Genomic DNA, 20,947 nt, shown 5'->3' on the forward strand with positions numbered 1-20,947 from the left:
GCGTCTCCTATTCGAATAGTCCCGGCTGACCCAGCCCGGTGACCCCGGCCGGCGGCGTCATGCCCAGGTGAGTCCAGGCCAGCGCGGTGGCTACCCGGCCTCGTGGGGTACGGGCGACCATACCGGCGCGGACCAGGAATGGCTCGCATACCTCCTCGACCGTGGTGGCCTCCTCCCCGACCGCGACCGCCAGCGTCGAAACGCCGACCGGTCCGCCGCCGAAGCTGCGGGTCAGCGCCGAGAGCACCGCCCGGTCCAGCCGGTCCAGGCCTAGCTCGTCGACGTCGTAGACCTCCAGCGCCGACTTGGCCACGTCGCAGGTGATCACACCGTCGGCCCGTACCTCGGCGAAGTCGCGAACCCGGCGCAGCAGCCGGTTGGCGATTCGCGGCGTGCCGCGCGAGCGCCGCGAGATCTCCACGCCGGCCGCAGGATCCAGCTCGATGCCCAGGATTCCGGCCGACCGGACGAGCACCCGCTCCAGCTCGGGGGGCTCGTAGAAATCCATGTGCGCGGTGAAGCCGAATCGGTCGCGCAGCGGCCCGGTGAGCGAGCCCGACCGGGTGGTCGCGCCGACCAGGGTGAACGGCGCGACCTCCAGCGGAATCGACGTCGCCCCAGGGCCTTTGCCCACCACCACGTCGACCCGGAAGTCCTCCATCGCCAGATACAGCATCTCCTCGGCGGGCCGGGCGATGCGGTGGATCTCGTCGATGAACAACACGTCGTGCTCGACCAGGTTGGACAGCATCGCGGCCAGGTCCCCGGCACGTTCCAGCGCGGGCCCCGACGTCACGCGCAACGACGACCCCAACTCGGCGGCGATGATCATCGCCAGCGACGTCTTGCCCAGCCCCGGCGGGCCGGACAGCAGGATGTGATCCGGTGTGCCGCCGCGGTTTTTTGCGCCCTCGATGACCAGCTGCAGCTGCTCGCGCACCCGCGCCTGGCCGATGAACTCCCCCAACGTGCGGGGCCGCAGGCTGACGTCGATGTCGCCCTCGCCGACGGTGAGCGCCGCCGACAGGTCGCGATCGGAATAATCTTCGGGATTGTCGCTCATTTGGACTTACCCAGCAACGTCAACGCGGCCCGCAGCGCGCTGGAAGTCGTTGGCTGCTCACCCTTTTCGCGGTCGGCGGCCAGCACGCTGTCGGTGGCTTCCTCGGCCTGCTTGGCCGCAAAGCCCAGCCCCACCAGAGCCTCGACCACCGGGCCGCGCACCGCGTGGCCGTTCACGCCCGCGCCCGCCGGGGCCACAGCGGTCGTGCCCGTGGCATAGATCTTGTCGCGCAACTCCAGCACCATGCGTTCGGCGCTGCGCTTGCCGATGCCCGGCACCCGGGTCAGCGCGGCGACGTCGCCGTCGGCCAGCGCCTGGCGCAGCGAGTCGGCGTCGTGCACCGCCAGGGTCGCCATCGCCAGCCGCGGCCCGACCCCGGACACCGACAGCAGCGTCAGGAACAGATCGCGGCTGTCGCGATCCGGAAAGCCGTACAGCGTCTGCGAATCCTCGCGCACGATCATCGCGGTGATCAGCCGGGCCTCGCTGCCGTGGCGCAGCGTGGCCAGCGTCGATGGCGTGGCGTTGACGTGGTAGCCGACGCCGCCGGCCTCGATCACCGCGTGATCGAGCGCCACCTCGAGCACCTCACCGCGCACCGACGAAATCATCGGCCCGCCTTGACCTTTGCGCGCTTCAGCTTCGCGGCGTAGGCCTCGCGCTGCTTGGCGGCCATCGCCTCGGCGGCGGCCATCCGGGACAGCATCGGCGCGCGCCAGCAATGACAGATGGCCAACGCCAGCGCGTCGGCCGCGTCGGCCGGTGTCGGTTTCGATTGCAGCGCAAGGATTCTGGTGATCATCTCGGTGACCTGAGCCTTGTCGGCCGCGCCGTTGCCGGTGACCGCGGCCTTGACCTCGCTGGGCGTGTGGAAGTGCACGTCGATCGAGCGCCGGGCCGCGGCCACCGCGATCACGCCGCCGGCCTGCGCGGTGCCCATCACCGTCGACACGTTGTGCTGGGCGAACACCCGCTCGATTGCCACGACGTCCGGCCGGTGCGTGTCCAGCCAGTGCTCGACGACATCGCTGATGGCCAGCAGCCGCATCGGCAGCGGCGCATCCGACGGCGTGCGCACCACGTCGACGTCCAGCGCGACCACGCTGCGGCCGCGCCCGGCCTCGACGAGCGACAGCCCGCACCGGGTCAGCCCGGGATCGACGCCCATCACGCGCATTGCCCGCTCCCGCTTCTTCCCACACACCTCGAGCCACCGAACAGCTGTTCGATAGCGTAGCGGTCGGGTCCGACCGAGCCGGGCAGGACACGCGGCGGTCCCCCGTTTCCAGCCCGCGCGCGCATCTGTTCCGTGCCACACAAAAGCTGTTAACTTGAATTCCACAAATTCGCTCTAGTCACAGAGCAATGAAGGGGACGGCGTGGGAACACTGCTGGTCGTACTTGCCGCGGTGCTGTTCGTCGCGTCCATCGTGGTGCTGGTTATCGCTTTGCGGCGACCCAAGAAATCGGCCCAGCCCGGCGGCCGATCCGATCCGCTGTCCTTCAACTCCATGCCCCAGTTCGGGCCCCGGCAGCTGGGCCCCGGCGCGATCGTCAGCCACGGCGGCATCGACTACGTGGTCCGCGGATCGGTGACGTTCCGGGAGGGCCCGTTCGTGTGGTGGGAGCACCTGCTCGAGGGCGGCGATCAGCCGATCTGGTTCAGCGTCGAGGACGACGACGGGCGGCTCGAGCTGGTGATGTGGGTGACCCGCAAGGACGTCACACTGCAGCCCGGCGAGCAGTACGTGGTCGACGGCGTGCCGTTCCACGAGGCCGAGCGCGGCCGGGCCTCCTACACCAGCGAGGGCACGACCGGCCTGCCCGCCGGCGGCGAGATGGAATTCATCGACTGCGCCAACGCCGACGAGTCCGTGCTGCTGTCGTTCGAGCGCTATGCCCCCGACATGCCCTGGGAGGTATCGACGGGCAAGCCGGTGCTGCCCGGCGAGCTCACCGTCTACCCCGCCCCTCCGCCGTCGGCTCCCTAGGACCATCCCGGTGCCGTTCTACGAACTAGCCGTAACGCCGGCGGACGTATCCGGGACCCGACTCGGGTTGGCGCTCAACGCCCCGGCGCCGCCGCCGCTGGCCAGCTGCGCGCTCGAGCATCCCGGCGGCGGGGTGTTGCGGCTCGGGGTGCTGGGCGCCTCGCACGTGATCACGGCCGAACACGCGACCGGCCAGTTCTCCGAACAGGTTTCGTGCACCGCCCGCGCGCACGGCGGCGCGCTGCCCGAGCATGCCGACGCGCCCGGCTACCACATCGAGTCGAGCATCGTCACGCACGACGAGGCAGCGTTTCGTCAACTCGCACAACGACTTCGGGACAACTGCACGACCGAAGACGGATGGCTGGGCGGCACATTTCCCGGCGACGACGCCGCGCTGACCGTGCTGGCTGCCGAACCCGACGACGCCGGTTGGCGCTGGCAGACCTGGCACCTGTACCCGCAGCGCGCGTCGGGCGGCGTCGTGGTGCACACCGCGAGCCGGTGGCAGCCATGAGCCCCAGGAAGCGCGCGAAGCCGAAGCCCCCGAAAAAGGGCCTGAGCCGCAACGGCCTGTTGCTGGTTTCCGGCGGGCTGGCGTTCGCCGCGATCGCGTCGCTGGTGTTCGGAATCATCTTGCTGAACAAGGACATTGGGTCCTACATCGCAGGCCACTATCACGAGTACTCCCGCGACGCGAACGGGACGCGCTACCAGTGCACCGGCAAGCCCGACGAGGTGGCCGACGCCCTCGCGGACTATCAGGAGCCCGACGCGCGCGCCGACAACGGCAACAACGAGTACCTGCGCTACAGCAACAACATCGTGATCGTCGGCCCGGATGGCAAGTACCCGTGCAGCATTCGTGTCGAACCACTGAGCGCCGGATACAGCCACGGCTCGTTCATCTTCCTCGGCCCCGGGTTCGGCCCCGGATCCCCGTCGAGTGGCGCCGGCGGGACCCCAGGCGGTCCCGGCGGGACGAAGTAATGCCTATCGGGCGGCAACCGCAAAGGAGATAGCTATGTACCTTGCCCTCGAGATCGGAAACATCGACGTCAACCCAATCCTGAAAGGCGTCGTCGCGACGATCCTGTACTTCCTGGTCGGCATGGGCGTCCTGCTGATCGGGTTCTACATGGTCGACCTGCTGACGCCCGGGAAGCTGCGCCAATTGGTGTTCGTCGATCGCCGGCCGAACGCGGTGGTCGTCGCCTGCGCGATGTACATCGCGCTCACCGTCGTCATCGTGAGCGCGATCGCCAACTCCTACAGCCAGCTGGGCCAGGGGCTGCTGGGCGTGGCGGTCTACGGCCTGATGGGAGTGATCCTGCTGGCCATCGCGCTGCTGACGGTGCATGTGCTGATACCGGGCAACTTCCACGAGCACGTCGACGACCCGGCGCTGCACCCCGGGTCGTTCGCGGTGGCGATGATGCTGCTGGCCGTGGGAGGTGTGACGGCCGCCGCGGTGTCATGACGTCGGTCGATTCACCGGCACCCGAAGCGGTCCGGGCAGGAGAAACGTCGGCGCGCTGGCGGGCGGTGCTGCTGGCCGCAGTCGCGGCGTGCGCGGCATGCGGCATCGTCTACGAGCTGGCCCTACTGACGCTGTCGGCGAGCCTCAACGGCGGCGGCATCGTCGCCACCTCGCTGATCGTGGCGGGCTACATCGCCGCGCTGGGCGCGGGCGCGCTGCTGGTCAAGCCGCTGCTGCGACACGCGGCCATCTCGTTCATCGCCGTCGAGGCGCTGCTGGGCATCATCGGCGGGCTGTCCGCGGCGGCGCTGTATGTGGTGTTCGCCTTCGTCGACGGGTCGACGTGGGTGCTGGCGATCAGCACCGCCCTGATCGGCGGCCTGGTCGGCGCCGAGGTGCCGCTGCTGATGACGCTGCTGCAAAGCGGCCGGACGGCCGCAAAAAACCCAGCCACCGATGCCGGCCGGACGCTGGCCAACCTCAACGCGGCCGACTACCTGGGCGCGCTGATCGGCGGGCTGGTGTGGCCGTTCCTGCTGCTGCCGCAGCTCGGGATGATCCGCGGCGCCGCGGCCACCGGCATCATTAACCTGGTCGCCGCGGCGGTCGTGGCGATGTTCTTGTTGCGGCGCGTGGTGTCGACCCGGCAGCTGGTGACGGCGCTGACCGCGCTGGCTGCCGCGCTCGCGCTGCTCGTCACGCTGCTGGTGCGCTCGCACGACGTCGAAACTACAAGCCGCCAAAGGCTTTACGCCGATCCGATCATCGCCTACCGGCACACCGCCTACCAGGAAATCGTGGTCACCCGCCGCAACGACGACACGCGGCTGTACCTCGACGGCGGCCTGCAATTCTCCACCCGGGACGAATACCGCTACACCGAAAGTGTCGTCTACCCCGCGCTCGGCCAAGGCGCGCACTCGGTGCTGGTGCTCGGCGGCGGCGACGGCTTGGCCGCGCGAGAGTTGTTGCGCCAGCCCGGCATTGACAAGATCGTGCAGGTCGAGCTCGACGCCGCGGTGATCGACATCGCCCGCACCACGTTGCACGACGCCAACGCCGGTGCCCTGGACAACTCGCGGGTCGCCGTCGTGATCGACGACGCGATGAGCTGGCTGCGCGCCCCGCATCCGGAGCTGCGCCCGCCCGAAGGATTCGACGCCGTCATCGTCGACCTGCCCGACCCGGACACCCCCGTACTGGGCCGGCTGTATTCCACCGAGTTCTATACCCTTGTCGCGCATGCTCTTTCGCCGAGCGGGCTGATGCTGGTGCAGGCGGGTAGCCCGTTCTCCACTCTGACGGCGTTCTGGCGGACGGTGTCGACGATCCGTTCCGCCGGCTACGCCGTCACGCCGTACCACGTGCACGTGCCCACCTTCGGCGACTGGGGTTTTGCACTGGCGCGCCGCGGCGCGGACCCGCCGACGCCGACCATGCCGGCCAACACGCCGCCGCTGCGCTTCCTTAACCAGCGGGTGCTGCAGGCCGCGACGGTGTTCTCCGACGACGTCGGGCCGCGGCGGCTGGACCCGTCGACGCTGGACAATCCGCGCATCGTCGACGACATGCGGCACGGGTACGACTAGCGGGGCCTACTCGTCGTCGAGCGCGGCGAGCACCTCGTCGGACAGGTCGACGTTGGTCCAGACGTTCTGCACGTCGTCGCTGTCCTCCAGCGCGTCGACCAACTTGAACACCTTGCGGGCACCCTCGACGTCGACCGGGACGCTGACGGACGGCTGGAAGCTGGCCTCGGCCGAGTCGTAGTCGATGCCGGCGTCCTGCAGCGCGGTGCGCACCGCGACCAGGTCGGTCGGCTCGGAGATGACCTCGAAGCTCTCACCGAGGTCGTTGACGTCCTCGGCGCCGGCGTCGAGCACGGCGGTCAGCACGTCGTCCTCGGAGAGGCCGTTCTTTTCCAGGGTCACCACGCCCTTGCGGGTGAACAGGTAGGACACCGAACCGGGATCGGCCATGTTGCCGCCGTTGCGGGTCATCGCCACCCGGACCTCGCCGGCCGCGCGGTTGCGGTTGTCGGTCAGGCACTCGATCAGCACCGCCACGCCGTTGGGCCCGTAGCCCTCGTACATGATCGTCTGGTATTCGGCGCCACCGGCTTCCTCGCCTGCGCCGCGCTTGCGGGCACGCTCGATGTTGTCGTTGGGCACCGAGGTCTTCTTCGCCTTCTGGATGGCGTCGTAGAGCGTCGGGTTGCCGGTGGGGTCACCCCCGCCGGTGCGCGCGGCGACCTCGATGTTCTTGATCAGCCGCGCGAACTCCTTGCCACGGCGCGCGTCCTTGACGGCCTTCTGGTGCTTAGTGGTGGCCCACTTGGAATGGCCGCTCATCGGTGTCTGCTACCTCTTCTGTTACTGGAAAGTCGCGAGACGAGTCTACGTGGACGTCCGCGCCCGGCCGCCGGGCGTTGGGGGCGTCGCGCGTGCGCTGGGGGTGGCGACACGCCGGAAATCGCCGCCGTGGACGCACACCGGACGCCAGGGACACCCTGAGGCGTTAGCCCTCGCCCTTGACGATGTCGACGAACAGCTGGTGGATGCGGCGGTCGCCGGTCATCTCCGGGTGAAAGGCCGTCGCCAGCTTGGCGCCCTGGCGCACCGCCACGACGTGGCCCGCGGCGCTGGCCAGCACCCGCACCCCCTCGCCGACGCGCTCCACCCACGGCGCCCGAATGAAGACCGCACGCACCGGCGAATCGAGGCCCGAGAACGCGATGTCACCCTCGAACGAATCGACCTGTCGCCCAAAGGCGTTGCGCCGCACGGTCATATCGATTCCGCACAGCGGCACGGCCTGCCGGCCGTCGGCGCCGGCATCCAGGATCTCGCTGGCCAACAGGATCATGCCCGCACACGCTCCGTAGGCGGGCAGCCCATCGGCCAGCCGCGCCCGCAGCGGTTCCAGCAGGTCGAGGTCTGCCAGCAGGTGGCTCATCGTGGTCGATTCGCCCCCGGGAATGACCAGCCCGTCGACCGCCTCGATCTCGCTGCGGCGGCGCACCGGCATCGACTCGGCCCCGGCCTCGCGCAGCGCCGCCAGGTGCTCGCGGGTATCGCCCTGCAGCGCCAGCACCCCGATCGTCGGACGCCCCAGGCTCACGGTTGGTACCCGCGCTTGTAGCGGGTCAGCCCCTCCTGCATCACGGCCGCAACCATCTCGCCGGTCTGGGTGAAGATCTTGCCCTGGCACAGCGAGCGGCCCCCGCTGGCCGACGGCGAGGACTGGTCGTAGAGCAGCCACTCGTCGGCGCGGAACGGCCGCATGAACCACATGGCGTGGTCCAGCGAGGCAACCTGCAGGTGCTCACGGACGTCCAGGTGGGTGACCTGCGCCGATCCCAGCAGCGTGAGGTCGCTCATGTAGGCCAGCGCGCAGATGTGCAGCACCGGGTCGTCGGGCAGCGGATCGCGGTGGCGGAACCACACCTGCTGCTGGGCGGCCTTGTCGGGCGACAGCGTCAGGAGCTCGCGAGGCACGATGCAGACGTCCCACTCCTCGAACTGCTTGAAGCCGGCGTCGTCGAAGACCTTTATCGAGTCGAGCCCGGGCAGCCCGTCGGGCGGCGGGGCGGCCGGCATCACGTCCTGGTGGTGGATGCCCTCCTGGTCGGCGTGGAAGGACGCGCCCATGCTGAAAATGATCTCGCCGTGCTGGATGGCGTTGACCCGCCGCGTCGCAAACGAGCCGCCGTCGCGGGCGCGCTCGACGATGAACACCGTGCGTTCCTTGGCGTCCCCGGGCCGCACGAAGTACCCGTGCAGCGAGTGCACCTGATACTGCGGGTCCACGGTGCGCACCGCCGACACCAGCGACTGGCCGGCCACGTGGCCGCCGAAGGTGCGCTGCAGGAATCCGGACTCCGGGCTGAAGATGCTGCCGCGATAGATGTTGATCTCGAGTTGCTCGAGATCAAGGATTTCTTCGATCGACACGAACTTGTTTTACCAGCCGCGCTCGGCCAGGCGATGCGGCTGGGCGATCTGCTCGACGTTGATGCCCACCATCGGCTCACCCAGCCCGCGCGACACCTTGGCCAGCACGTCGGGGTCGTCGTAGAAGGTGGTGGCCTTGACGATCGCCGCGGCGCGCTGCGCCGGATCCCCGGATTTGAAGATGCCCGACCCGACGAAGACGCCCTCGGCGCCCAGCTGCATCATCATCGCCGCATCGGCGGGGGTCGCGATTCCACCCGCGGTGAACAGCGTGACGGGCAGCTTGCCCGCCCGCGCCACCTCGACGACGAGGTCGTAGGGCGCCTGCAATTCCTTGGCGGCAACGAACAATTCGTCTTGTGACAGCGACGTCAGCCGGCGCAGCTCGCCGCCGATCGCGCGCATGTGCGTGGTCGCGTTGGAGACGTCGCCGGTGCCGGCCTCGCCCTTCGACCGGATCATCGCGGCGCCCTCGTTGATCCGCCGCAGCGCCTCACCGAGGTTGGTCGCACCGCACACGAACGGCACGGTGAATTTCCACTTGTCGATGTGGTGGGTGTAATCGGCGGGCGTCAGCACCTCGGACTCGTCGACGTAATCCACCCCGAGGCTCTGCAGAATCTGCGCCTCGACGAAATGCCCGATACGGGCCTTGGCCATGACCGGGATGGTGACCGCGGCGATGATGCCCTCGATCATGTCCGGATCGCTCATCCGCGACACCCCGCCCTGGGCGCGGATGTCGGCGGGTACGCGTTCCAGCGCCATGACCGCGACGGCCCCGGCGCCTTCGGCGATCCGGGCCTGCTCCGGGGTGACGACGTCCATGATGACGCCGCCCTTGAGCATCTCCGCCATGCCGCGCTTGACGCGCGCCGTTCCGATCTGGCCGGCCTGGCTCGACTGTGGGCCGCTGTTCACTGGCTTGTTCTCTCCTTCAACCGTTGCGCTTCCACTCTAGTGGTGGGGCACAAATCGGTTTTCCGGCCGTTAAGCGGGAGCTATGCGTCTTGCGCGGCCCGTGGAGCAAACGACGAAATTGTGTTAGATATTTCATCGGCTGTTTGCGCAGCCGTTCTTGCTCGTGCGAGAAGAGGTCCGGATGTTGCCGGATTACCTGCTGATGGCGCCGGAAATCAATTCGGCGCGCATCTACGCTGGGCCCCGATCGGGATCGATGTGGGCCGCCGCCTCCGCATGGGACGTGTTGGCCACCGAGTTGGCTTTGGCCGCAAGCTCTTTCCAATCGACGGTCTCGACGCTCACCAGTGGCGCGTGGCTGGGGCCGGCCTCGATGACGATGGCCGCGGCGGCCGCGCCCTACGTCGCGTGGTTGACCGCGTCTTCGGCAAACGCCGAGGTGGTGGCCAACCAGGCCCGGCTGACGGCGGGCGCGTTCGAGGCGGCGTTCACCGCGACGGTGCCACCGGCGGTGGTAGCGGCCAACCGAACCCTGCTGGCGACGCTGATCGCGACCAACATCCTGGGGCAGAACACAGCGGCCATCGCGGCCACCGAGGCCGAATACGCCGAGATGTGGGCCCAGGACGTCGCCGCGATGACCGGCTACGACGCCGGCGCCACGGCCGCGGCGGCCCAATGGACGCCGTTCGGCAACCCGCCGCTGACCCTGACCAGCGTCGCCGCCCCGAGTTTCACCTCGGCGGGACAGCAGCTGTTCTCGTCGCTGGGCCAGACGCTGTCGAACTCTGCGTCCAAGCTGCAGATGCTCTCGGCGCCCGCCCAGCTGGCGATGGAACCGCTGAACATGGTCATGGGCCAGGTCATGACGGGCGCCAACCCGCTGACCAGCGGTGCCGCGGGCAGCATGCCGGCGCTGGCCCCGGGCCTGGTCGCCCAGGTCGGACCCGTCGCGGGCGGGGCAAGCACGGTGCAGCTCGCCAGCCGCGTGGTCTCGGCCGGCGTCGGCCACGCGGCGTCCGTCGGGCCCTTGTCGGTGCCGCCCAGCTGGCCCGCCGCGACGGCGGCCCCTCCGGCGCCGACGGCTGCCGCGGCCTCGGGCACCGGCGTCGGCCAGGTCGCCCCCGCCGGGCCCCGGATGCCGTCCCTGCCGTCCATGGGCATGCCCGCACGCGGCATCGGCGCGGTCACCCCGGCGGTGGCCGCAGCCCGCAAGGGCGCGCTGTCGCGCCAGGTCCCCGGCTAGCGGGCGGGGCACTCATGTCCTTCGTGATCACCGACCCCGACGCGATCGGGACAGCCGCCGATGAACTGCAGACCATCGGTTCGGAGCTGACCTCGACGAACACCGCCGTGGCGCCGCCGACGACGGGGGTGCTGCCGCCGGGCACGGACTCGGTCTCGGTGCGAGCGGCCGCCCTGCTCGACGCGCATGCGCAGCAATATCAGGCGCTCAGCGCGCAGGCGGAAATGTTTCATAACCAGTTCGTCCAGACGTTGCTCACGGCGAAGAACGCCTACGCCGAAACCGAGGTATCCAACGCCGCCACCATGCAATTGACGACCAATTCGCCGGCCACCTCGCCGAACGACGTCGCGCTGATCATGGGCGGCACCGGCGATTCGACACCCAGCAACGCCTACCTGACCGCCATCGACAACGCCTACCTCGCCCAGCACTACCCCGGCTACACCCTGGTGGGCCTGAAGACGCCCGAGCAGTTCTTCCCCCTCACCGGCAGCGAAAGCTTCGGCAAGTCCGTGCAGCAGGGCATGGCGATACTGAACAACGCGATCATGACGCAGACCGCGGCGGGCAACCGCGTCGTCGTGGTCGGCTATTCGCAGAGCGCGACGATCGCGACGATGGAAATGCGTTATCTGGACGCGCTGCCGTCCGCCCTGCGGCCCAATCCCAACCTGCTGAACTTCGTGTTGCTCGCCGACCCGAACAACCCCGTGACCGGCGGGATCCTGACGCACTTCGCCCCCGGCATCGGCGCGTTCCAGGTCGTGACGCCGGTCAACCCGCTGTACGCGACGTCCATTTACACGCTGCAATACGACGGCGTCGGCAACTTCCCGTCGACCCTGTTCAATATTCCGTCGGTTCTCAACGCCCTGTTCGGCGTCGCGGACCTGCACACCACCGTGCCCTATCTCAGCGCCGCGCAGGTCGCGGCGGCCACCGTGCAGCACATCGGCAACACGACCTACTACATGATCGGCAGCGCGAACCTGCCGCTGCTCAATCCGTTGCGTGCGATTCCGATCCTGGGCAACCCGCTGGCCGACTTGCTGCAACCGTTCCTCCGGCCGATCGTCGACCTGGGCTACACCAATCCGTTCGCGATGCCCGCGCTGCACTCAATCGGCGCCGCCGTGGGGCAGGGCGCGACGGCCGGAATCATTAGCCCGCTGGTCGCGGGATTGCCCCCGCTGGCCGCCAACGGTCTGGTGGACGCCGTCTAGCTCACCGGATCGATTGCAGCTGCGGTAGTTGGCCCGGGGCATGGTTGTCGGCCAACGCGATCGCGTCCGCGAGCAGTTCGGTCAACTGGCGCGGGTAGACGGTCTGGCCCGCCGCTTCCAGTTCGGCGATGTCGTCGGCGCCACACCAGCGGTGGCAATGAATGTAGCTGCGCTCCAAGGCCGTTCGCCCCGCGATGGCGGGCTCGAAGCGCCGCGCGCGGTGGATGAAGAAGAATTCCTCGCTGTCGATCAGCGACCCGTTGAACTCGAACACCTCGTCGCGCCGCCAGATCGGGCCGACCATGTCGGACGCCTCGACCCGCAGACCGGTTTCTTCGCCCAGCTCCCGCGCGGCGGCCTCGGCCAGCCGCTCCCCCGGCTGCACCTCCCCGCCCACGGTGAACCACCACTTCGGTGCGCTGCCGTCGGTGACCGCCGGATCAGAACCGCACAGCAGCAGCACCGCGCCGCTCTCGTCGAGCAACACCACCCGGGCCGACGTCCGGTGGTTGAGCCCGCCCAGGTCGCCGTGGGTCAACGCGTGCGGGTGCTCGACGATCTCGAAATAGCTTGGCAGCGCGGCAGTTCCGCCGAGGCGTAACGCGCGCACCGGACGCCGCTCGGCCAGCGCGAGGGTGTCGCGGACCGCGTCGTTGTGGAACCGGCGGGCCAGCAGCAGCCGCGCCTCGGAGTCGGCCAACTCGGCGATCAGTCCGGCCGGCAACGACGCCGGATCGACCATCGCCAGCGCGCTCGACAGCGCGTTCTCGGCGTTCTCGCGCGCGTGTCGCGGGGCGCGCTCGGCGGCGGCGGCCAGCTCCGAAAGCCGTCGGCCCTGCGCCGAACCGTGATAGGCGTCGATCGCGGCCGCGCGCGCCACCACCGCGCGCCGGGCCAGCGCGCTGTCCAGCGCCTGCCAGGACAGGTCGTAGCGCACGTTCAGGCGGTCCAGCCGGTTGGCCGTGCGAATGGCCCACGCGCCGACGAAGGCCAACACCGCGAGCAGCACGCCGACGGCGATCATCAGCCAGGTCATCAGCTGGCCACCTGGACTTTGGCGCCCGACCCGGCAACCGTCTCGTATACCCGCATGATCTGGCTGGCCACCACCGACCAGTCGTAGCGGGCGACCGCCGTCGAGGCCGCCGCCACGTAGCGCTCGCGCAGCCCGTCGTCGGCCACCATCTCGATCAGCGCGTCGCCCAGCGCGCCGGCATCGCCGACCGGCACCAGCCGCCCGACCTCGCCGTCGCGCAGCACCCGGCGGAAGGCGTCCAAATCGCTTGCCACCACCGGGGTTCCGGCGGCCATCGCCTCGACCAAGACGATGCCGAAACTCTCCCCGCCGATGTTGGGCGCGCAGTAGACGTCGGCACTGCGCATCGCCGACGCCTTTCCCGCGTCGTCGACCAATCCGAGAAAGCTCATCCGATTCGCCAACTCGCCCGCCTGCCTGCGCAACTCGGCCTCGTCGCCATGGCCGACGACCAGCACGTGCAGATCCGGAAAGCGATCCACCACCTTGGGCAGCGCCTCGAGCAGCACCTCCATCCCCTTGCGCGGCTCGTCGTAGCGGCCCAGGAACAGCACCGTCTTGCCCGGCCGCGGATACCCGTCCAGCCGGGGCGCCGACGACAGCGCGTCGACGTCGACGCCATTGGGTATCTCCACCGCGTCGGTCCCGAGGGCCTCCATCTGCCAGCGCCGCGCCACGTCCGACACCGCGATCCGGCCGATGATCTTCTCGTGCCACGGCTTCAGCAGGCTCTGAAAGACCGACAGCGTCAGCGATTTGGTGGTCGACGTGTGAAACGTCGCCACGATCGGCCCCTCGGCGACCCGCAGCGCCCACATCGACAAACTGGGCGCATTCGGCTCATGCAGATGCAGGACGTCGAAATCGCCCTCGGTCAGCCACCGCCGCACCCGGCCGTGCACGGCCGGGCTGAACTGCAGCCGCGCCACCGACCCGTTGTACGGGATCGGGATGGCCTTGCCGGCCGAGACGACGTACTCGGGCAGGGCAACGTGCGGGGACGCCGGGGCCAGGACGCTGACCTCGTGCCCGCGGGCGCGCATCACCGCAGCGAGCTGCAAGACATGGGATTGCACCCCGCCCGGCACGTCGAACGAGTACGGACAGACCATGCCGATCCGCATCAGGCGCCGTCCAACCTGGCCCGTCGGGCGTCGGACAGATCGGCCAGCCATTGCGGCTGCAGCATGTGCCAGTCGGCGGGGTGGGCGGCGATGTTGATGGTGAACTGGTCGGCCAGCGACTGCGTGATGGCTTTCACGTCACCGCTCGAGCAGTCCAGCGGATCGAATATCTGGACGGGCCAACCGTCGGGCTCGTTCCAGCAGTGCGCGGCCATCAGGGCGGCGCCGGTCTCGATCGCCAGCTTCGCCGGCCCGGCCGGCAGGCGGGTGGGTTCGCCGAAGAGATCGACCTCGACCCCGGTGCGGGTCAGATCCCGGTCGGCCATCAGGCAGACCACACGGTTATCGCGGAGCCGCTCGCACAGCACGTCGAAGGGCGGCCGATCACCGCCCGCCGTCGGCAGCACCTCGAAACCCAGGCTTTCGCGGTATTCGATGAAACGCCGGTACAGCGACTCGGGTTTGAGCCTTTCCGCGACGGTGGTGAAGGTGCCGCGGGTCTGCGCCAGCCACATCCCGGCCATGTCCCAGTTGCCGCTATGCGGCAGCGCGAGCACGACCCCTCGGCCCCGGGCCAAGCCCGCGTCGATGTTGTCGGCCCCCCGGAACGTCTCGTCGACCCGCCGGGCCAGCGCGCGGTGGTCCATCGTGGGGAGGCGAAAGGCCTCACGCCAGTAGCGGCCGTAGGACGCAAGCGAGGCCTTCATCAACTCGTCGGGAACCTCGGCCGGCGGCACCCCGATGACGCGCGCCAGGTTCTTGCGTAGCTGTTCCGGGCCGCCCCCGCGGGCCGCGTAACGCGCGCCGGCGTCGAACACATTGCGCGCGAAGAACTCTGGCGCGGCGCGCACGGCCAGCCAGCCGGTCGCATACGCCCAGTCGGTCGCCGTGTCCGTCAGCAGGCGGCGCGGATCCGCGAGGGCCTTCAGGCTTGCCGGAGTCGAGATCATGGCTCGCTCGTTTCCTGGCTTTGCGGGCCGGGCGGCAACGGCTCGGTCGCCGCCGGCGAGGTCCGCACCCGGTGTAGCCGCTGCGCGCAGGTGAGGAGGCTGGCCGCCGCCAGCACCCACATCGCCACCGGCAGCGCCGGCGGCCACGCGACGAACGGGAAGTCCGACACCCCGGCGCCGGTCAGGACGATGATCAGCCGTTCCGGGCGTTCGATGATGCCGCCGTCGCCGCACAGCCCGCTGGCCTCGGCACGGGCCTTGATGTAGGAGATCACCTGGGAGGTGACCAGGCAGATCAGCGTCGCCACCGCCAGCAGCCTGTCGTGCAGGCCGAAGACAATCCACCACAGCAGGCCACAGAACACCGCGCCGTCGCTGACCCGGTCGCACGTGGCGTCCAGCACCGCGCCGAAGCGGGTGCCGCCCCCGCGTTCCCGCGCCATCGCGCCGTCGAGCATGTCGAAGATCACGAAGAACCAGACCACACACGCTCCGGCGAACAGCTTGCCGATCGGGAACAGCGTCAGCGCCCCGGCCACCGAGGCGATCGTGCCCAGGATGGTGACGGCGTCGGGCGTCAGGCCCACCCGAAGCAGTGCCCTGGCTGTCGGAGTGGTGAGCCGCGCGAATGCGGCCCGGGACAGGAAGGGCGCTTTACTCATGGCTGTTTCGCCCACTCGGTCGCCAGCAGCTGCCGGGTCTCGCGCAGCAACTGCGGAATCACCTTGGCGCCGCCGACGATGGTGATGAAGTTCGCGTCGCCGCCCCACCGCGGCACCACGTGCACGTGCAGGTGGTCGGCCAGCGAGCCGCCGGCCGAGGTCCCCAGGTTGAGCCCGACGTTGAAGCCATGCGGACGCGACACGTTCTTGATGACGCGAATCGCCTTCTGAATGAACGCCATTAGCTCCGCGCTCTCGGCCTCGGTCAGGTCCTCGATTTCGGACAGCCGCCGATACGGCACCACCATCAGATGCCCGGGGTTGTACGGGTAGAGGTTGAGCACGGCATAGACGAGTTCGCCACGGGCCACCACCAGACCCTCCTCGTCGGGCATCCGCGGGATGTCGGTGAACGGCTCGTCGGGTTTGCCGTTGTCGCGCTTCATCGGCGACTCGGCCAGGTATGTCATCCGGTACGGCGTCCACAGCCGCTGCAGGTGATCGCTGTCCCCGACTCCCCTGTCGACGATGCTGTCGTCCGAGCGCTCGACGTGCTCACTCACCGCCGGCCACCTTCACCAGTTCTTTTGTGGGAGCGGCATTCTCGCGGTCGGCGATCCACTTCACGATGGTATCGATCGCGGCCGCGACGGGCACGCCGTTGATCTGGCTTCGGTCGCCGAAGCGGAAGCTGATCGCACCCGCCTCCACGTCGCGGTCGCCGGCCAGCAGCATGAACGGCACGTGCTGGTTGGTTTGCAGCACGATCTTCTTGGCCATCCGGTCGTCGCTGGTGTCCACCTCGACGCGAACCCCGTGCGATTTAAGTTGCGCGGCAACGTCTTCCAGGTAGGGGATGTGCTCGTCGGCGACCGGGATGCCGACCGCCTGAACCGGCGCCAACCAGGCCGGGAACACACCGGCGTAGTGCTCGGTGAGGATGCCGAAGAACCGCTCGATCGACCCGAACAGCGCCCGGTGGATCAGCACCGGCCGCTGCCGCGAATTGTCGGCGGCGGTGTATTCCAGCTCGAAGCGGTCCGGCATGTTGAAGTCGAGCTGGATGGTCGACATCTGCCAGCTGCGGCCCAGCGCGTCTTTGACCTGCACCGAGATCTTCGGGCCGTAGAAGGCCGCGCCACCCGGGTCGGGCACCAGTTGCAGGCCGGATGCCTCGCCGACCTCGCGCAGCACCGCGGTGGCCTCGTCCCACATCTCGTCGGAGCCGGAGTACTTGTCCGGGTCCTTGGTGGACAGCTCCAGATAGAAGTCGTTGAGGCCGTAGTCGGCCAGCAACTCGAGCACGAAACGCAACAGTGACGTCAGCTCGTCGCGCATCTGCTCACGCGTGCAGTAGATATGGGCGTCGTCCTGGGTCATGCCGCGCACCCGGGTCAGCCCGTGGACCACACCGGACTTCTCGTAGCGGTAGACGCTGCCGAACTCGAAGAGCCGCAACGGAAGTTCGCGATACGACCGGCCCCGCGACCGGTAGATCAGGTGGTGCATCGGGCAGTTCATCGGCTTGAGGTAGTAGTCCTGGCCGGGTTTGCGCACCGTGCCGTCTTCATTGAATTCGGCGTCGAGGTGCATCGGCGGATACATGCCGTCGGCGTACCACTCCAGGTGCCCCGACGTGACGTAGAGCTGCTCCTTGGTGATGTGCGGGGTGTTGACGAACTCGTAGCCCGCCTGCTCGTGCTTGCGCCGCGAGTACTCCTCCAGCTCGCGGCGGATGATGCCGCCCTTGGGGTGGAAAACCGCGAGGCCGGAACCGATTTCGTCGGGGAAGCTGAACAGGTCCAGCTCCGCGCCCAGCTTGCGGTGGTCGCGGCGCTGCGCCTCCTCGATCAGCTCCAGGTGCTTGTCGAGCGCCTCCTGCGACTCCCAGGCGGTGCCGTAGATGCGTTGCAGGCTGGCGTTGTTCTGGTCGCCCCGCCAATACGCGGCCGAGCTCCTGGTCAGCTTGAACGCCGGAATGTGCTTGGTGGTCGGGATGTGCGGACCCCGGCACAGGTCGCCCCAAACCCGTTCCCGCGTACGGGGATTGAGGTTGTCATAGGCGGTCAGCTCGTCGCCGCCGATTTCCATGATTTCGGGGTCGCCGGACTTGTCGTCGACGAGCTCCAGCTTGAACGGCTCGTTGGCCAGCTCGGCGCGGGCCTGGTCCTTGGACTCGTAGACCCGGCGGTCGAACAGCTGCCCGTCCTTGACGATCTGGCGCATCCGCTTTTCCAGCTTCGCCAGGTCCTCGGGCGTGAACGGTTCCGCCACGTCGAAGTCGTAGTAGAACCCGTCGGTGATCGGCGGCCCGATGCCCAATTTGGCCTGCGGGAACATGTCTTGGACGGCTTGGGCCAGCACGTGTGCGGCCGAGTGCCGGATGACGCTGCGTCCGTCGTCGGTGTTGGCCGCGACCGGGACAACCTCCGCGTCGGCCTCGGGCGCCCAACTCAGGTCGCGCAGCTTGCCGTCGGCGTCGCGCACCACCACGATCGCGTCGGGCGTGCCCCGGCGCGGCAGCCCCGCCTCACCGACCGCGGCGGCCGCGGTGGTCCCGGCAGGAACCCGGATCGGGGCTGCGGGAACGGACTGGGCGGGGGCGCTCATCGAGTGGTCTCCAAGCGTGCGAGTTCTGGTTTGGTCCTAAGACGTCGATGCCATGCTATCGGGGCCTACCTCGAAGAACCCAAGGCATGACGGCTGGCGCGCGGTCCTAGGGTTGGCCCGGCTTGAGTTGCACGAACAGCGCATCCGCTTCGGTCAGCAACGTGTCGCCGTCGGTCAACCTGCCGGACACGAAGATTTTGCGGCCGTCGATCCGGTCGATCCCCGCATCGAACTGCAGCTCTTTTTCGATCGGCACGATATTGCGGTAATCGATCTTCAGGTAAGCGGTGCGCTGCCGCCGGCTTCCGGTGAGCACCGACGCGGTGAGGCCGAGCACGGTGTCGAACAGCATGCCCAGCGACCCGCCGTGCACGGCGCCGTTGCGCCCCAGGTGGAATCGGCCGAAGCGGGCAGTGCCCGCCATCCGCCCGTCCTCCGTCTTGCGGGACTCCAACGGGATCGTCAGGATGTTGCCGCGGACCGGCAGGTCCATCCGGCGCCCCGACGGTGACTCCCACTCGTCGGCGTCGAAGGGGCTCAGCAGCGCCGACACCTTCTCCAGCATGTTCGCGGCCTCGGTGATGATGCCGTTGGGCGCGTCGACGGCGCGGGCGTGATCCTGCAGCTTGCGCACCGCGTCGATGAACCGGCCGTAGTCAGGCCCGCCCTTGGTCGTCGGTACGGGTGGGTTGAATCCGCCGCCGGGGTGCTTGGCGTGTTCGCTCGTCACCCCGACACCGTATCCAGCGGCGGTTTACTGCGCGCCCGCAGCCGCCAGGGTCTCGAACTCGTCGTCGGTAAGGGTGATCTCGGCGGCGGCGACGTTCTCTTCGAGGTGCGCGACCTTCGAGGTGCCGGGGATCGGCAGCATCACCGGCGAGCGCTTCAGCAGCCAGGCCAGCGCCAGCTGTGACGGCGTCGCGTGGTGGTCGGCCGCGATGCGCTGCAGCGGGCCATCGGCCGCCGCCAGCGGCCCGGCCGCCAGCGGGAACCAGGGAATGAACCCGACGCCCTGCTTGGTCGCCTCGTCCAACAGCGGCTCGGCCCCGCGCGCCGACAGGTTGTACATGTTCTGCACCGACACGATCTGCGTGATCTGCTGGGCCGCCTTGAGCTGATCGACGTTGACCTCCGACAGGCCGATTTGCCGGATCTTGCCCTCGTCCTTCAGCTTCACCAGCTCGCCGACCTGGTCGGCCAGCGGGAAGTTCTTGTCGATGCGGTGCAGCTGGAACAGGTCGATGGTCTCGACGGCCAGGCGGCGCAGGCTCATCTCGACTTCCTGGCGCAGATAGCTCGGATTACCCAGGTCGATCCAGACGTCGGGCCCGGTCCGCAGCAGGCCGGCCTTGGTCGCGATCACCAGCCCGTCGTAGGGATACAGCGCCTCGCGGATGATGTCCTCGGAGATGTAGGGCCCGTAGGAGTCCGCGGTGTCGATGAAGTTCACGCCCAACTCGACGGCACGGCGCAACACCCGGACGCATTCGTCGCGGTCGGTGGGCGGGCCCCAGACGCCCTTTCCGGTCAGGCGCATGGCGCCGAAGCCGAGTCGGTTGACGGTCAGATCGCCGCCGAGGGTGAAGGTTCCGGATGCTTGGGCAACAGATTGTTCGGTCACATCACGAAACTACGCCGCGAATACGTCGGCCATTCCCGACGTGGCAAGCTGAGCTGGTGGATCTAGAAGCGCTCGAGGAGCTTCCGCTGACGTACTCGGAAGTGGGTGCGACCGCGGGCGGCCAGCGACCCGCGGGCTATGGCCACCTCGCCGTGTCCCGCCAGATCGGTACGGGCCAGCCGCGTTTCGAGCGGGCGGCCGACGCGGTCCTGCACTGGGGCATGCAGACCGGCGCCGGCTTGCGGGTGCAGACCAGCTCCCCGGTCGTCACGGTCGACGCGATCGTGGTGGTGACGATGATGGGCTTCCTGCGGGCCCCCTGCCGGGTGGTGTACGTCGTCGACGAGCCCGACATCCGGGGGTTCGGCTACGGCACGCTGCCCGGCCATCCGGAGTCCGGCGAGGAACGCTTCATCGTCCGCCGCGACCCGGACACCTCGGCGGTGTTCGCCGAGGTGTCCTCGTTCTCGAAGCCCGCGGCCTGGTGGAGCAAGGCCGGCACGCCTGCGGTGCGGGTGATGCAGCGCCTGATCGCCCAGCGCTACCTGCGCGCGGTGTAGCCGCCGATGCTGCCCCCGACACTGCCACTGTGCACACCCTGGGCCAACCGGGCCAGCGCCAAAGCGCCTACCAGCAAGCCGAAGTCGCGCAGCGCGACGTCGTAGTAGCCCGGACCGGTGACCAGGTCGATGATGATCCCGGCCAGCCACGCCGCGACCACCCAGGCGCCGATTCGCGGCGCGACCGCGACCAGCACGCCGGCGACGATCTCGATGGCCCCGACGAGGTACATGCACTGGTCCGCGCTCAGCGGAATGAGGCCGTGGATCCAGCCGGCCAGGTACACGCTCCAGTGGCGCGGGTAGGTGAGCAGATTGAAGAACTTGTCCAGCCCGAACACGATGGGCGCGATGGTGAAAACGGTGCGAAGGGCGAAGTACGCCGAGAACGCCGGATCCTTCAGCTGGTCTGCCAGGGCTGGTGCCGAACCGGCCTGCCGTGTACTCATGACTGCCTCCAATTCTAACGGATAGTATTCTTTACGTTAGATTTTGTAGACTGTA

At 68.8% G+C, this 20,947-nt stretch carries 24 protein-coding genes; 8 read left to right on the plus strand and 16 right to left on the minus strand.

Going from position 1 to position 20,947, the window contains the following annotated elements; all coding sequences use genetic code 11:
- Positions 1-7 precede the first annotated feature (7 nt).
- Genes ruvB through ruvC form a run of 3 tightly spaced genes read right to left on the minus strand, consistent with a single transcriptional unit; the run spans position 8 to position 2,240 of the window.
- Complete coding sequence (gene ruvB, locus MRAB57_RS25680; RefSeq protein ID WP_077089847.1) at positions 8-1,063, minus strand: Holliday junction branch migration DNA helicase RuvB; 1,056 nt, start codon at positions 1,061-1,063, stop codon at positions 8-10.
- The gene (gene ruvA, locus MRAB57_RS25685) at positions 1,060-1,674 is read right to left on the minus strand and encodes a Holliday junction branch migration protein RuvA (protein WP_077089848.1); all 615 of its coding nucleotides are present in this window, start codon (positions 1,672-1,674) and stop codon (positions 1,060-1,062) included. Before ruvA ends, ruvB begins: the two co-directional genes overlap by 4 nt.
- Positions 1,671-2,240: a crossover junction endodeoxyribonuclease RuvC gene (ruvC, locus tag MRAB57_RS25690; protein WP_077089849.1), complete on the minus strand. Its 570-nt coding sequence runs from the start codon at positions 2,238-2,240 to the stop codon at positions 1,671-1,673. Before ruvC ends, ruvA begins: the two co-directional genes overlap by 4 nt.
- A 202-nt stretch (positions 2,241-2,442) precedes the next feature.
- Between ruvC and MRAB57_RS25695 the strand changes: the two genes are divergently transcribed.
- From MRAB57_RS25695 to MRAB57_RS25715, 5 genes are read left to right on the plus strand one after another with little or no spacing between them, the layout of a single operon-like run.
- Positions 2,443-3,054, plus strand: coding sequence for a DUF4178 domain-containing protein (locus MRAB57_RS25695; RefSeq protein ID WP_077089850.1), 612 nt, complete (start codon positions 2,443-2,445; stop codon positions 3,052-3,054).
- A 10-nt stretch (positions 3,055-3,064) separates the two neighbouring features.
- Positions 3,065-3,571: a DUF2617 family protein gene (locus tag MRAB57_RS25700; RefSeq protein ID WP_077089851.1), complete on the plus strand. Its 507-nt coding sequence runs from the start codon at positions 3,065-3,067 to the stop codon at positions 3,569-3,571.
- Positions 3,572-3,612: 41 nt separating this feature from the next.
- Positions 3,613-4,044: a DUF4247 domain-containing protein gene (locus tag MRAB57_RS25705; protein WP_077090862.1), complete on the plus strand. Its 432-nt coding sequence runs from the start codon at positions 3,613-3,615 to the stop codon at positions 4,042-4,044.
- A 34-nt stretch (positions 4,045-4,078) separates the two neighbouring features.
- Positions 4,079-4,534 (plus strand): DUF350 domain-containing protein, encoded by a 456-nt coding sequence (locus tag MRAB57_RS25710; protein WP_077089852.1) that lies wholly within the window; start codon positions 4,079-4,081, stop codon positions 4,532-4,534.
- Positions 4,531-6,123 carry a polyamine aminopropyltransferase gene (locus MRAB57_RS25715; protein ID WP_077089853.1) on the plus strand — a complete coding sequence of 531 codons (1,593 nt, stop codon included), beginning with the start codon at positions 4,531-4,533 and terminating at the stop codon, positions 6,121-6,123. Before MRAB57_RS25710 ends, MRAB57_RS25715 begins: the two co-directional genes overlap by 4 nt.
- Positions 6,124-6,129: 6 nt before the next feature.
- Here MRAB57_RS25715 and MRAB57_RS25720 read toward each other — a convergent pair whose 3' ends face one another.
- The 4 genes from MRAB57_RS25720 to pdxS all read right to left on the minus strand — a co-directional run bounded on the left by MRAB57_RS25720 (position 6,130) and on the right by pdxS (position 9,408).
- The gene (locus tag MRAB57_RS25720) at positions 6,130-6,885 is read right to left on the minus strand and encodes a YebC/PmpR family DNA-binding transcriptional regulator (RefSeq protein ID WP_077089854.1); all 756 of its coding nucleotides are present in this window, start codon (positions 6,883-6,885) and stop codon (positions 6,130-6,132) included.
- A gap of 166 nt (positions 6,886-7,051) precedes the next feature.
- The gene (gene pdxT / locus MRAB57_RS25725; RefSeq protein WP_077090863.1) at positions 7,052-7,648 is read right to left on the minus strand and encodes a pyridoxal 5'-phosphate synthase glutaminase subunit PdxT; all 597 of its coding nucleotides are present in this window, start codon (positions 7,646-7,648) and stop codon (positions 7,052-7,054) included.
- A gap of 2 nt (positions 7,649-7,650) precedes the next feature.
- Positions 7,651-8,487 (minus strand): acyl-CoA thioesterase II, encoded by an 837-nt coding sequence (tesB, locus tag MRAB57_RS25730; RefSeq protein ID WP_077089855.1) that lies wholly within the window; start codon positions 8,485-8,487, stop codon positions 7,651-7,653.
- 9 nt (positions 8,488-8,496) lie between these two features.
- Positions 8,497-9,408 (minus strand): pyridoxal 5'-phosphate synthase lyase subunit PdxS, encoded by a 912-nt coding sequence (gene pdxS / locus MRAB57_RS25735; protein WP_077089856.1) that lies wholly within the window; start codon positions 9,406-9,408, stop codon positions 8,497-8,499.
- Between the two features lie 181 nt (positions 9,409-9,589).
- On the opposite strand from pdxS, the gene MRAB57_RS25740 reads away from it, so the two are divergent.
- Positions 9,590-10,654, plus strand: coding sequence for a PPE family protein (locus tag MRAB57_RS25740; RefSeq protein ID WP_077090864.1), 1,065 nt, complete (start codon positions 9,590-9,592; stop codon positions 10,652-10,654).
- Positions 10,655-10,668: 14 nt separating this feature from the next.
- Positions 10,669-11,880, plus strand: a complete 1,212-nt coding sequence (locus MRAB57_RS28705; RefSeq protein ID WP_077089857.1) for a PE-PPE domain-containing protein — start codon at positions 10,669-10,671, stop codon at positions 11,878-11,880.
- Between the two features lies 1 nt (position 11,881).
- On the opposite strand, the gene MRAB57_RS25750 is transcribed toward MRAB57_RS28705, so the two are convergent.
- The 8 genes from MRAB57_RS25750 to MRAB57_RS25785 all read right to left on the minus strand — a co-directional run bounded on the left by MRAB57_RS25750 (position 11,882) and on the right by MRAB57_RS25785 (position 19,883).
- Positions 11,882-12,916 carry an NUDIX hydrolase gene (locus tag MRAB57_RS25750; protein ID WP_077089858.1) on the minus strand — a complete coding sequence of 345 codons (1,035 nt, stop codon included), beginning with the start codon at positions 12,914-12,916 and terminating at the stop codon, positions 11,882-11,884.
- Positions 12,916-14,040 carry a glycosyltransferase family 4 protein gene (locus MRAB57_RS25755; RefSeq protein ID WP_077089859.1) on the minus strand — a complete coding sequence of 375 codons (1,125 nt, stop codon included), beginning with the start codon at positions 14,038-14,040 and terminating at the stop codon, positions 12,916-12,918. Before MRAB57_RS25755 ends, MRAB57_RS25750 begins: the two co-directional genes overlap by 1 nt.
- Positions 14,040-14,990, minus strand: a complete 951-nt coding sequence (locus tag MRAB57_RS25760) for a phosphatidylinositol mannoside acyltransferase (protein ID WP_077089860.1) — start codon at positions 14,988-14,990, stop codon at positions 14,040-14,042. The genes MRAB57_RS25755 and MRAB57_RS25760 overlap by 1 nt, the downstream gene beginning before the upstream one ends.
- Positions 14,987-15,652: a phosphatidylinositol phosphate synthase gene (gene pgsA, locus MRAB57_RS25765; protein ID WP_077089861.1), complete on the minus strand. Its 666-nt coding sequence runs from the start codon at positions 15,650-15,652 to the stop codon at positions 14,987-14,989. Before pgsA ends, MRAB57_RS25760 begins: the two co-directional genes overlap by 4 nt.
- On the minus strand, positions 15,649-16,215 hold the full coding sequence (locus MRAB57_RS25770; RefSeq protein ID WP_077089862.1) for an ATP adenylyltransferase: 567 nt from the start codon (positions 16,213-16,215) through the stop codon (positions 15,649-15,651). Before MRAB57_RS25770 ends, pgsA begins: the two co-directional genes overlap by 4 nt.
- The gene (gene thrS, locus MRAB57_RS25775; protein WP_077089863.1) at positions 16,208-18,262 is read right to left on the minus strand and encodes a threonine--tRNA ligase; all 2,055 of its coding nucleotides are present in this window, start codon (positions 18,260-18,262) and stop codon (positions 16,208-16,210) included. The genes MRAB57_RS25770 and thrS overlap by 8 nt, the downstream gene beginning before the upstream one ends.
- 106 nt (positions 18,263-18,368) lie before the next feature.
- Positions 18,369-18,992, minus strand: a complete 624-nt coding sequence (locus tag MRAB57_RS25780; RefSeq protein WP_077089864.1) for a PaaI family thioesterase — start codon at positions 18,990-18,992, stop codon at positions 18,369-18,371.
- A gap of 24 nt (positions 18,993-19,016) precedes the next feature.
- Entirely contained in the window at positions 19,017-19,883 is an 867-nt protein-coding gene (locus MRAB57_RS25785; RefSeq protein ID WP_077089865.1) for an aldo/keto reductase, read from the minus strand.
- Positions 19,884-19,939: 56 nt separating this feature from the next.
- On the opposite strand from MRAB57_RS25785, the gene MRAB57_RS25790 reads away from it, so the two are divergent.
- A complete protein-coding gene (locus MRAB57_RS25790) occupies positions 19,940-20,443 on the plus strand; it encodes a DUF1990 domain-containing protein (protein WP_077089866.1) in 504 nt (167 codons plus the stop codon).
- On the opposite strand, the gene MRAB57_RS25795 is transcribed toward MRAB57_RS25790, so the two are convergent.
- Positions 20,425-20,892, minus strand: coding sequence for a DoxX family membrane protein (locus tag MRAB57_RS25795; RefSeq protein ID WP_077089867.1), 468 nt, complete (start codon positions 20,890-20,892; stop codon positions 20,425-20,427). The two genes, MRAB57_RS25790 and MRAB57_RS25795, sit on opposite strands and share 19 nt — an antisense overlap.
- Positions 20,893-20,947: the final 55 nt, after the last annotated feature.

It is taken from the genome of Mycobacterium rhizamassiliense (assembly GCF_900157375.1).
In the GTDB taxonomy this organism is placed as follows: domain Bacteria; phylum Actinomycetota; class Actinomycetes; order Mycobacteriales; family Mycobacteriaceae; genus Mycobacterium; species Mycobacterium rhizamassiliense.

What these genes read in the sequence shown, in the direction of transcription:
- ruvB (WP_077089847.1), bottom strand. Translation starts at nt 1,063, where the DNA reads ATGAGCGACAATCCCGAAGATTATTCCGATCGCGACCTGTCGGCGGCG.
- ruvA (WP_077089848.1), bottom strand. Translation starts at nt 1,674, where the DNA reads ATGATTTCGTCGGTGCGCGGTGAGGTGCTCGAGGTGGCGCTCGATCAC.
- ruvC (WP_077089849.1), bottom strand. Translation starts at nt 2,240, where the DNA reads ATGCGCGTGATGGGCGTCGATCCCGGGCTGACCCGGTGCGGGCTGTCG.
- MRAB57_RS25710 (WP_077089852.1), top strand. Translation starts at nt 4,079, where the DNA reads ATGTACCTTGCCCTCGAGATCGGAAACATCGACGTCAACCCAATCCTG.
- MRAB57_RS25715 (WP_077089853.1), top strand. Translation starts at nt 4,531, where the DNA reads ATGACGTCGGTCGATTCACCGGCACCCGAAGCGGTCCGGGCAGGAGAA.
- MRAB57_RS25720 (WP_077089854.1), bottom strand. Translation starts at nt 6,885, where the DNA reads ATGAGCGGCCATTCCAAGTGGGCCACCACTAAGCACCAGAAGGCCGTC.
- MRAB57_RS25740 (WP_077090864.1), top strand. Translation starts at nt 9,590, where the DNA reads ATGTTGCCGGATTACCTGCTGATGGCGCCGGAAATCAATTCGGCGCGC.
- MRAB57_RS28705 (WP_077089857.1), top strand. Translation starts at nt 10,669, where the DNA reads ATGTCCTTCGTGATCACCGACCCCGACGCGATCGGGACAGCCGCCGAT.
- MRAB57_RS25750 (WP_077089858.1), bottom strand. Translation starts at nt 12,916, where the DNA reads ATGACCTGGCTGATGATCGCCGTCGGCGTGCTGCTCGCGGTGTTGGCC.
- MRAB57_RS25755 (WP_077089859.1), bottom strand. Translation starts at nt 14,040, where the DNA reads ATGCGGATCGGCATGGTCTGTCCGTACTCGTTCGACGTGCCGGGCGGG.
- MRAB57_RS25760 (WP_077089860.1), bottom strand. Translation starts at nt 14,990, where the DNA reads ATGATCTCGACTCCGGCAAGCCTGAAGGCCCTCGCGGATCCGCGCCGC.
- pgsA (WP_077089861.1), bottom strand. Translation starts at nt 15,652, where the DNA reads ATGAGTAAAGCGCCCTTCCTGTCCCGGGCCGCATTCGCGCGGCTCACC.
- thrS (WP_077089863.1), bottom strand. Translation starts at nt 18,262, where the DNA reads ATGAGCGCCCCCGCCCAGTCCGTTCCCGCAGCCCCGATCCGGGTTCCT.
- MRAB57_RS25795 (WP_077089867.1), bottom strand. Translation starts at nt 20,892, where the DNA reads ATGAGTACACGGCAGGCCGGTTCGGCACCAGCCCTGGCAGACCAGCTG.